The 10,159-nt window shown below is 53.0% G+C and carries 5 protein-coding genes, 2 tRNA genes and 3 rRNA genes; all 10 read left to right on the forward strand.

The features are described from left to right. Nucleotides 1–5: 5 nt before the first annotated feature. The gene (ilvN, locus tag GRX64_RS09310; protein ID WP_166266485.1) at nt 6–497 is read left to right on the forward strand and encodes an acetolactate synthase small subunit; all 492 of its coding nucleotides are present in this window, start codon (nt 6–8) and stop codon (nt 495–497) included. 63 nt (nt 498–560) lie between these two features. Further along, nucleotides 561–1,577, forward strand: coding sequence for a ketol-acid reductoisomerase (gene ilvC / locus GRX64_RS09315; RefSeq protein ID WP_166266487.1), 1,017 nt, complete (start codon nt 561–563; stop codon nt 1,575–1,577). Between the two features lie 112 nt (nt 1,578–1,689). Beyond that, a complete protein-coding gene (pssA, locus tag GRX64_RS09320) occupies nt 1,690–2,511 on the forward strand; it encodes a CDP-diacylglycerol--serine O-phosphatidyltransferase (RefSeq protein ID WP_166266489.1) in 822 nt (273 codons plus the stop codon). Nucleotides 2,512–2,610: 99 nt separating this feature from the next. Then, on the forward strand, nt 2,611–3,585 hold the full coding sequence (msrP, locus tag GRX64_RS09325) for a protein-methionine-sulfoxide reductase catalytic subunit MsrP (protein ID WP_166266491.1): 975 nt from the start codon (nt 2,611–2,613) through the stop codon (nt 3,583–3,585). A 104-nt stretch (nt 3,586–3,689) separates the two neighbouring features. Next, nucleotides 3,690–4,214 carry a protein-methionine-sulfoxide reductase heme-binding subunit MsrQ gene (locus tag GRX64_RS09330; RefSeq protein ID WP_235937603.1) on the forward strand — a complete coding sequence of 175 codons (525 nt, stop codon included), beginning with the start codon at nt 3,690–3,692 and terminating at the stop codon, nt 4,212–4,214. A gap of 411 nt (nt 4,215–4,625) precedes the next feature. Then, nucleotides 4,626–6,166, forward strand: a 16S ribosomal RNA gene (locus GRX64_RS09335). Between the two features lie 108 nt (nt 6,167–6,274). Continuing rightward, nucleotides 6,275–6,351 (forward strand) — tRNA-Ile (locus GRX64_RS09340). A gap of 237 nt (nt 6,352–6,588) precedes the next feature. Next, a tRNA-Ala gene (locus GRX64_RS09345) sits at nt 6,589–6,664 on the forward strand. Nucleotides 6,665–7,002: 338 nt separating this feature from the next. After that, a 23S ribosomal RNA gene (locus GRX64_RS09350) occupies nt 7,003–9,897 on the forward strand. 82 nt (nt 9,898–9,979) lie between these two features. Further along, nucleotides 9,980–10,094, forward strand: a 5S ribosomal RNA gene (gene rrf, locus GRX64_RS09355). Together the 16S, 23S and 5S rRNA genes with 2 tRNA genes alongside form the textbook arrangement of a ribosomal RNA operon. The last annotated feature ends 65 nt before the right edge of the window (nt 10,095–10,159 follow it).

The raw sequence follows: 10,159 nt of genomic DNA on the forward strand, positions 1-10,159 counted from the left end.
TCGCCATGCGTCGCATCATATCTGTGTTGTTGGAAAACGAACCGGGTGCGTTGTCGCGAGTTGTAGGCCTGTTCTCTCAGCGGAACTACAACATCGAGACGTTGACCGTGGCGCCGACAGAAGACGAGACATTGTCCCGGCTTACCGTCACGACGACCGGTTCGGACAGGGTTATTGAGCAAATCACGAAACAGCTCAATAAATTGATTGAAGTGGTCAAGCTGGTTGATCTCACTGAAGGGGCGCATATCGAGCGGGAGTTGATGTTGGTCAAGCTGAAGGCGACAGGGTCTCAGCGTGCCGAAATCAAGCGAACGGTCGATATCTTCCGCGGTCAGATTGTCGATGTTACTAGCACCGTTTATACGGTCCAGCTGGCGGGCAATAGCGAAAAACTGGATGCCTTTATTCAGTCTGTGGGGACGTCCGGTGTGCTGGAGGTTGTGCGAACAGGTGTTTCTGGCATCGCCCGTGGTGAAAAAGTATTAAGTTTGTAGCGCTTTTTTCGATGTATTCTTTCTTATGGCCTACGCGCCAGATAACGAAAATAGAGGTTAGTTATGCAGGTTTATTACGATAAAGATTGTGATCTCTCCATTGTTCAAGGCAAAAAGGTGGCGATCGTTGGCTATGGCTCCCAAGGGCATGCCCACGCCAACAACCTGAAAGAATCAGGCGTTGACGTTGTTGTTGCTTTGCGCGAAGGATCCTCTTCAGCGGCAAAGGCGCAGGCATCAGGCTTGACCGTCAAGGGCGTAGCCGAGGCATCGAAAGAAGCCGATATCGTCATGTTGCTGGCCCCGGACGAGAACCAGAAAGCCATTTATGAGAACGAAGTCGAGCCCAATCTCAAGCAGGGCGGCGTGCTTGCATTCGCTCACGGCTTCAACGTTCATTACAACCAGATCGTCGCTCGTAAAGATCTGGACGTAATCATGATCGCCCCGAAAGCGCCTGGTCACACGGTTCGTACCGAATTTGTCAAAGGCGGTGGTATTCCTGATTTGATTGCGGTTCACCAGGACTCCTCCGGTAACGCCAAAAATATTGCGCTGTCCTACGCAAGCGCCATTGGTGGTGGCCGCACCGGTATCATCGAAACAACATTCAAAGACGAAACTGAAACCGACCTGTTCGGTGAGCAGGCAGTTCTGTGTGGTGGTACGGTTGAGTTGGTGAAAACTGCCTTTGAAACCCTGACCGAAGCCGGTTACGAGCCTGAGATGGCGTACTTTGAGTGTTTGCATGAGCTAAAGCTCATTGTTGACTTAATGTACGAAGGTGGCATCGCCAACATGAACTACTCAATCTCAAACAACGCTGAATACGGCGAGTATGTGACCGGTCCAGAGGTGATCAATGACCAGTCGCGTGAAGCCATGCGCAATGCGCTAAAGCGTGTGCAGAGCGGTGAGTACGCCAAGATGTTCATTCAGGAAGGTAATACCAATTACCCGACAATGACGGCCCGCCGTCGCCAGAATGCAGAGCATCCTATTGAAATCGTTGGTGAAAAGCTGCGCTCCATGATGCCCTGGATCTCGGCCAACAAAATCGTCGACAAAGATAAGAACTAGGCCGCCAGGCTGATCGCAAAAACGCGGCTTTCGGGCCGCGTTTTTGCGTTTGGACACATGGGGCTGGCAAGTTCAGCTATAATGCAGCCACAAGTTTTTCGGGAAGAATGGAATGACAGCTAAGAAAGATGCATCTAACAGCGCGATGACACCGGATCATGACCTGGCCGATGGCGAAGTCATTGAGGAGGAGTTGGTCGGGGGTGCGCCGGTAAGACGAAAGGGTATTTATCTGCTGCCTAATTCGCTGACAACCGCCTCTCTTTTTTCAGGGTTTTACGCCATCGTGTCGGCGGCCAATGGCATGTTCGACAACGCGGCCATCGCTATTTTCATCTCGATGATTCTTGATGGGCTTGATGGTCGGGTAGCCCGCATGACCAACACCCAGAGCAAGTTTGGTGAGGAATATGACAGCCTCGCGGACATGGTGGCGTTTGGTGTTGCCCCTGGCATGGTGGCCTTTTTCTGGTCGCTTAATGGCTTGAATCAGTTTGGCTGGGCGATCACTTTTATATACGTCGCCGGTGCGGCCTTAAGGTTGGCCAGATTCAATACGCAAATTGGCTCAGTGGACAAAAAGTTCTTTGTGGGTTTGCCCAGTCCAGCCGCAGCCGCTGCGGTTGCAGGTTTGGTCTGGTGCTTCCATGCCTACGAGCCATCCAGCTGGCTCACGCTACTGACCATTATTGTGGTTGGTGGCGCCGGGGTATTGATGGTTAGCAATATTCTGTACCGCAGCTTCAAGGACCTGGATCTGCGCGGCAGGGTGCCTTTCGCGACGATTCTGGTGGTCGTGCTGATATTTGTGGTGGTGGCCGTTGACCCTGGCACAGTCTTGTTCACGGTATTTCTTGTTTACGCATTGTCTGGACCGCTACGGGCGCTGACCAGGAAACTTCGTCATACGACAGCGCCCGAAACCAAAAATTAGTCCGGTTTTACTGCACCCCGGGCGGCTTTGGTCGCACCGGGAATTAGTTAGAGTGATTCCGGTCAACTAAGGGTAAACCCTTTCTCTCGGAGTCATTCAATGATTATAAAGAAACGACCCGCCTGGTCTTTGCCGCACTCCCAAGTGACACCTGAGTCTGTATTCCTGAACCGACGAAGATTTATGACTGGAGCGCTAGCGGCGACGGCCGCGTTGGCGTTGCCGGGTTACGGTGCTGCCGGCAGCTTGCCGGTGCCGGGCGAAATGTTGAAGTACAAAAAAATGCCTGACTGGTCAACGGATGAAGGTTTGACGCCATACGAAGACGCAACGTCATACAACAATTTCTATGAGTTTGGCACGGATAAAGGCGATCCCAAACGCTACGCCTCTGCCTTAAAGACAGCGCCGTGGACGGTGACGGTGGAAGGCGAGTGTAGCAAGGGTGGGGAGTATGCCCTTGAGGACATACTCAAGCCGCATGATTATCAGGAGCGGATTTATCGACTTCGATGCGTCGAAGCCTGGTCCATGGTGGTGCCCTGGATCGGTGTGCCGCTGGCCGATTTGTTGACGCAATTTGAGCCGACCCCAAGAGCCCGTTATGTCTATTTTGAAACGTTGTTCGAGCCTGAGCAAATGCGGGGCCAGCGATCCGCGTTCAGCACCATCGACTGGCCCTACCGGGAGGGCCTGAGGATGGATGAGGCAATGAACGAATTGAGCTTTATGGCGGTTGGGCTCTATGGCAAAACGTTACCGAATCAGAATGGTGGCCCCATGCGCCTGGTGGTGCCGTGGAAGTATGGTTTCAAGAGCATCAAGTCAATCGTCAAAATTCGCTTTCAGGAAACCCGGCCCAAAACTACCTGGGAATTGATTGCGCCCAGCGAATATGGGTTCTACGCCAATGTTAATCCCGAAGTGGATCATCCGCGCTGGAGTCAGAAGCGTGAACGACGCCTGCCCTCAGGGTTGTTTTCCGTTAACTGGATGGATACGCAAAAATTCAATGGCTATGGGGATCAGGTAGCTCAGCTCTACCGGGGTATGGACCTGAAAAGGTTCTTCTGATGGCAAGGGGCCGATTAATGGCGTCATCGGAAAGCAGGGCGCTTGGCTTTCACTTGTCGATAGCTGTGCTTGCATGTGTACCCGGCCTCATTCTGGTGTCAGATATGCTTTACAGCCGACTCGGGCCGGACCCGGGGGAGGTTGTCACCAAGTCGCTCGGCATGGCCGCTTTTCAGCTGCTGCTCGCAACGCTCTGCCTGACACCTTTACGCAAACTGACAGGATGGCCGGGTTGGTTGCGAGTCCGCCGCATGCTGGGGTTATTCAGTTTTTGTTACGCGGCACTGCATGTTTTGGCATTTTTCCAATTCATTATTGGTTGGCAGGATTTGTGGTCCAGCTTTACCAGGCGCCCTTACATCATTTTTGGCCTTATTGCGTTCGTCATAATGGTGCCTCTAGCGGCAACCTCCAGCAAAGCAATGATGAGAAGGCTGGGTAAGCGCTGGAAGGTATTGCACCGAGGTGTCTATATCGTCGCAGTGTCGGCCTGGGTGCATTTTCTCTGGCAGGCCCGTAGTGATGTGGGTGAAATGCTGGCGTACGGATTTTTGCTGTTGTTTTTGCTGGTAGCCCGAGTGATATGGTCTTCCGCTTTTAAGCGACGATTTGTTTCCGGGGTCCAATAATCCTGCTTGTTTGAGGGTTATTTGACCAGGTTGATCGGATAGTGGGCAGGCGCATAGGGGAAACCCGCAACAGCTGTAAATTAGTTTTAAAACCGCGTTGACACGGCGGCCAAGGTCTGTAGAATGCGCATCTCGCTTGAGGGACAGGGCCAGCGGGCCGGCCTCAGGGGATGTTTAACCGCTTGAATTGATTGATGTTTAAGAGATTCAAATTAGCGGTTGACAAGGTCGGGAAACGCTGTAGAATGCGCACCTCGATTGGGCAAACGCCCCGCTCTTTAAAAAGTTGATCAAGTAATTCGTGTGGGCGCTGGCTGAGGTATTTCGGCAAGAAATATCAAGACAGCGACTCGTCGAACATTGAGTTTTGTCTTGAGCAAGAATCGCGATCTTCGGATTGCAGTATGATTTAAACTGAAGAGTTTGATCATGGCTCAGATTGAACGCTGGCGGCAGGCTTAACACATGCAAGTCGAGCGGAAACGATGGGAGCTTGCTCCCAGGCGTCGAGCGGCGGACGGGTGAGTAATGCATAGGAAACTGCCCAGTAGTGGGGGATAGCCCGGGGAAACCCGGATTAATACCGCGTACGCCCTTCGGGGGAAAGCAGGGGATCTTCGGACCTTGCGCTATTGGATGTGCCTATGTCGGATTAGCTAGTTGGTGGGGTAAAGGCCTACCAAGGCGACGATCCGTAGCTGGTCTGAGAGGATGATCAGCCACATCGGGACTGAGACACGGCCCGAACTCCTACGGGAGGCAGCAGTGGGGAATATTGGACAATGGGGGCAACCCTGATCCAGCCATGCCGCGTGTGTGAAGAAGGCTTTCGGGTTGTAAAGCACTTTCAGTGAGGAGGAAAAGTTAGTCTTTAATACGGGCTAGCCCTGACGTTACTCACAGAAGAAGCACCGGCTAACTCCGTGCCAGCAGCCGCGGTAATACGGAGGGTGCAAGCGTTAATCGGAATTACTGGGCGTAAAGCGCGCGTAGGTGGTTTGATAAGCGAGATGTGAAAGCCCCGGGCTTAACCTGGGAACGGCATTTCGAACTGTCAGGCTAGAGTGTGGTAGAGGGTAGTGGAATTTCCTGTGTAGCGGTGAAATGCGTAGATATAGGAAGGAACACCAGTGGCGAAGGCGGCTACCTGGACCAACACTGACACTGAGGTGCGAAAGCGTGGGGAGCAAACAGGATTAGATACCCTGGTAGTCCACGCTGTAAACGATGTCTACTAGCCGTTGGAGATCTTGAATCTTTAGTGGCGCAGCTAACGCACTAAGTAGACCGCCTGGGGAGTACGGCCGCAAGGTTAAAACTCAAATGAATTGACGGGGGCCCGCACAAGCGGTGGAGCATGTGGTTTAATTCGACGCAACGCGAAGAACCTTACCTGGCCTTGACATGCTGAGAACTTTCCAGAGATGGATTGGTGCCTTCGGGAACTCAGACACAGGTGCTGCATGGCCGTCGTCAGCTCGTGTCGTGAGATGTTGGGTTAAGTCCCGTAACGAGCGCAACCCCTATCCTTAGTTGCCAGCACGTAATGGTGGGAACTCTAGGGAGACTGCCGGTGACAAACCGGAGGAAGGTGGGGATGACGTCAGGTCATCATGGCCCTTACGGCCAGGGCTACACACGTGCTACAATGGTGCGCACAGAGGGCTGCAAACCCGCGAGGGGGAGCCAATCTCACAAAACGCATCGTAGTCCGGATCGCAGTCTGCAACTCGACTGCGTGAAGTCGGAATCGCTAGTAATCGTGAATCAGAATGTCACGGTGAATACGTTCCCGGGCCTTGTACACACCGCCCGTCACACCATGGGAGTGGATTGCACCAGAAGTGGTTAGTCTAACCTTCGGGAGGACGATCACCACGGTGTGGTTCATGACTGGGGTGAAGTCGTAACAAGGTAGCCGTAGGGGAACCTGCGGCTGGATCACCTCCTTAAACGAAGCCGAATATTTCGGTCAGAGCCCACACGAATTACTTGATCAGCGGAAAAGAGAGCAAAGGGTCTTTCAGGCCCGACTTGGCTTGTCTTGCGCAAGCAAAACCGGGTCTGTAGCTCAGGTGGTTAGAGCGCACCCCTGATAAGGGTGAGGTCGGTGGTTCAAGTCCACCCAGACCCACCAAAATCGTCCAGCTCGGCGTTATCGAATGACTTGCATAGCAGGCTATGCGGCACCATCCGATGTCTTGATCTGAACGATTTCCGGGTTCGATTCTGGTTGACAGACGAACGCGGATGCGCCGAACAGGGTTTGTTAATCTAGGCGCAGTGAGAGTGAGAGAAGGCGTGATCCTCGAGGGATCATGACGGAAGCGAACGAACGCTGCAACGACGAGTAACAGGCACTGTGCAAGCAGACGGGGCTATAGCTCAGCTGGGAGAGCGCCTGCCTTGCACGCAGGAGGTCAGCGGTTCGATCCCGCTTAGCTCCACCAAAACGCCTGAAACACCCAAGCGAATACCTGAACACGTTCCCCCTGGGAAGTGTCAGTGTACAGAAACAAGATTTTCAGTAGTGTGACAGAGTGAATTGTTACCGCTGAAGGCCTTCTTTCTGATCACTGGTCAGACATGCTCTTTAACAATGTGGACAAGATTGAAACATCCGAGAGGATTCATTTCATTATCTCCGAAATGGATTCATCTCAATTGATAACGATCAAGCGTTATCCGGTGTTGTCGTTGAAGTGTTGTGTATAACACCTGCGACTGATCTTGAATTTGCTGCGCCTTCGGGTAGGTGGATGAGAGAACAGTTGTCTTGGGGTTATATAGTCAAGCAACTAAGCGCATACGGTGGATGCCTTGGCAGTCAGAGGCGATGAAAGACGTTGAAGCCTGCGATAAGGCTCGGGGAGCTGGCAAACAAGCTATGATCCGGGCATCTCTGAATGGGGAAACCCACCCGACTTCGGTCGGGTACCTTGCACTGAATACATAGGTGTAAGGGGCGAACCGGGGGAACTGAAACATCTAAGTACCCCGAGGAAAAGAAATCAACCGAGATTCCCTAAGTAGCGGCGAGCGAACGGGGACTAGCCCTTAAGCTGGACAACTGGTAGGAGAAGGCTCTGGAAAGTGCCGCCATAGTGGGTGATAGCCCCGTATCCGAAACCTGAGTCTAGTGAAATCGAGTAGGACGGGACACGTGATATCCTGTCTGAACATGGGGGGACCATCCTCCAAGGCTAAATACTCCTGACTGACCGATAGTGAACCAGTACCGTGAGGGAAAGGCGAAAAGAACCCCTGTGAGGGGAGTGAAATAGATCCTGAAACCGTATGCGTACAAGCAGTCGGAGCAGACTTGTTCTGTGACGGCGTACCTTTTGTATAATGGGTCAGCGACTTATGTTCAGTGGCGAGGTTAACCGTATAGGGGAGCCGTAGGGAAACCGAGTCTGAATAGGGCGATTTAGTCGCTGGACATAGACCCGAAACCGAGCGATCTATCCATGAGCAGGTTGAAGGTGCAGTAACATGCACTGGAGGACCGAACCCACTGTCGTTGAAAAGCCAGGGGATGACTTGTGGATCGGAGTGAAAGGCTAATCAAGCTCGGAGATAGCTGGTTCTCCCCGAAAGCTATTTAGGTAGCGCCTCGGACGAATACCACTGGGGGTAGAGCACTGTTTCGGCTAGGGGGTCATCCCGACTTACCAACCCGATGCAAACTCCGAATACCAGTGAGTACTATCCGGGAGACACACGGCGGGTGCTAACGTCCGTCGTGAAGAGGGAAACAACCCAGACCGCCAGCTAAGGTCCCCAAATTCCAGTTAAGTGGGAAACGATGTGGGAAGGCTCAGACAGCTAGGAGGTTGGCTTAGAAGCAGCCATCCTTTAAAGAAAGCGTAATAGCTCACTAGTCGAGTCGGCCTGCGCGGAAGATGTAACGGGGCTCAAACTGGATACCGAAGCTGCGGCTGTGCACGTAAGTGTACGGGGTAGGGGAGCGTTCTGTAAGCCTGCGAAGGTGTGTTGAGAAGCATGCTGGAGGTATCAGAAGTGCGAATGCTGACATGAGTAACGACAATGGGAGTGAAAAACTCCCACGCCGGAAGACCAAGGTTTCCTGCGCAACGCTAATCGGCGCAGGGTGAGTCGGCCCCTAAGGCGAGACCGAAAGGTGTAGTCGATGGGAAACGGGTTAATATTCCCGTACCTCGCGTGACTGCGATGGAGAGACGGAGAAGGCTAGGTAAGCCGGGCGACGGTTGTCCCGGTTTAAGTGTGTAGGCAGAGGACTTAGGCAAATCCGGGTCCTTAATGTCGAGACACGATGACGACTGCTCTTTTAGAGCGGGAAGTTATTGATGCCATGCTTCCAGGAAAATCTTCTAAGCTTCAGGTCACGAGAGACCGTACCCCAAACCGACACAGGTGGTCAGGTAGAGAATACCAAGGCGCTTGAGAGAACTCGGGTAAAGGAACTAGGCAAAATGGTGCCGTAACTTCGGGAGAAGGCACGCCGGTATTACGTGAAACCCCTGCGGGTGGAGCGGACGCCGGTCGAAGATACCAGGCCCCTGCGACTGTTTATTAAAAACACAGCACTGTGCAAACACGAAAGTGGACGTATACGGTGTGACGCCTGCCCGGTGCCGGAAGGTTAATTGATGGGGTTAGCGCTTGCGCGAAGCTCTTGATCGAAGCCCCGGTAAACGGCGGCCGTAACTATAACGGTCCTAAGGTAGCGAAATTCCTTGTCGGGTAAGTTCCGACCTGCACGAATGGCGTAACGATGGGGGCGCTGTCTCTACCCGAGACTCAGTGAAATTGAAATCGCCGTGAAGATGCGGTGTATCCGCGGCTAGACGGAAAGACCCCGTGAACCTTTACTATAGCTTCACAGTGAACTTTGAGCATGTTTGTGTAGGATAGCTGGGAGGCTTTGAAGCGGTGACGCCAGTCATCGTGGAGCCAACCTTGAAATACCAGCCTGACATGTTTGAGGTTCTAACTTCGTCCCCTTATCGGGGATAAGGACACTGTGTGGTGGGTAGTTTGACTGGGGCGGTCTCCTCCTAAAGCGTAACGGAGGAGCACAAAGGTGGGCTAAGCACGGTCGGACATCGTGCGGTTAGTGTAATGGCACAAGCCCGCTTGACTGCGAGACAGACACGTCGAGCAGGTACGAAAGTAGGTCATAGTGATCCGGTGGTTCTGTATGGAAGGGCCATCGCTCAACGGATAAAAGGTACTCCGGGGATAACAGGCTGATACCGCCCAAGAGTTCACATCGACGGCGGTGTTTGGCACCTCGATGTCGGCTCATCACATCCTGGGGCTGAAGCCGGTCCCAAGGGTATGGCTGTTCGCCATTTAAAGTGGTACGCGAGCTGGGTTTAGAACGTCGTGAGACAGTTCGGTCCCTATCTGCCGTGGACGTTGGAGATTTGAGGAAAGCTGCTCCTAGTACGAGAGGACCGGAGTGGACGAACCTCTGGTGTTCGGGTTGTCACGCCAGTGGCATTGCCCGGTAGCTATGTTCGGATAGGATAACCGCTGAAAGCATCTAAGCGGGAAGCCCCTTCCAAGATGAGATCTCCCTGGACCCTTGAGGTCCCTGAAGAGCCGTTCAAGACCAGGACGTTGATAGGTCGGGTGTGTAAGCGCTGCGAGGCGTTGAGCTAACCGATACTAATTGCTCGTGCGGCTTGACTATATAACACCCAAGACAATTGCGGATACCGCAACGGTCGTTATCAAGAATTCAATCTTGTCCCAACCAGTGATCAAACGTTTTGTCTGACGACTATAGCGATTTGGAACCACCTGATCCCATACCGAACTCAGCAGTGAAACAGATCAGCGCCGATGGTAGTGTGGCATTGCCCATGTGAGAGTAGGTCATCGTCAGACTCTTAATACCCAAAACCCCAGCAGCTTACCCTGCTGGGGTTTTTTTATGGCCCGCCAAAAGGCCG

The sequence above is a fragment of the Marinobacter caseinilyticus genome (assembly GCF_011074955.1).
Lineage (GTDB): Bacteria > Pseudomonadota > Gammaproteobacteria > Pseudomonadales > Oleiphilaceae > Marinobacter > Marinobacter caseinilyticus.

Excerpts from the sequence above, each read along its gene's own strand:
- GRX64_RS09330 (WP_235937603.1), top strand. The coding sequence starts at position 3,690 with ATGCTTTACAGCCGACTCGGGCCGGACCCGGGGGAGGTTGTCACCAAG.
- msrP (WP_166266491.1), top strand. The coding sequence starts at position 2,611 with ATGATTATAAAGAAACGACCCGCCTGGTCTTTGCCGCACTCCCAAGTG.
- ilvC (WP_166266487.1), top strand. The coding sequence starts at position 561 with ATGCAGGTTTATTACGATAAAGATTGTGATCTCTCCATTGTTCAAGGC.
- ilvN (WP_166266485.1), top strand. The coding sequence starts at position 6 with ATGCGTCGCATCATATCTGTGTTGTTGGAAAACGAACCGGGTGCGTTG.
- pssA (WP_166266489.1), top strand. The coding sequence starts at position 1,690 with ATGACAGCTAAGAAAGATGCATCTAACAGCGCGATGACACCGGATCAT.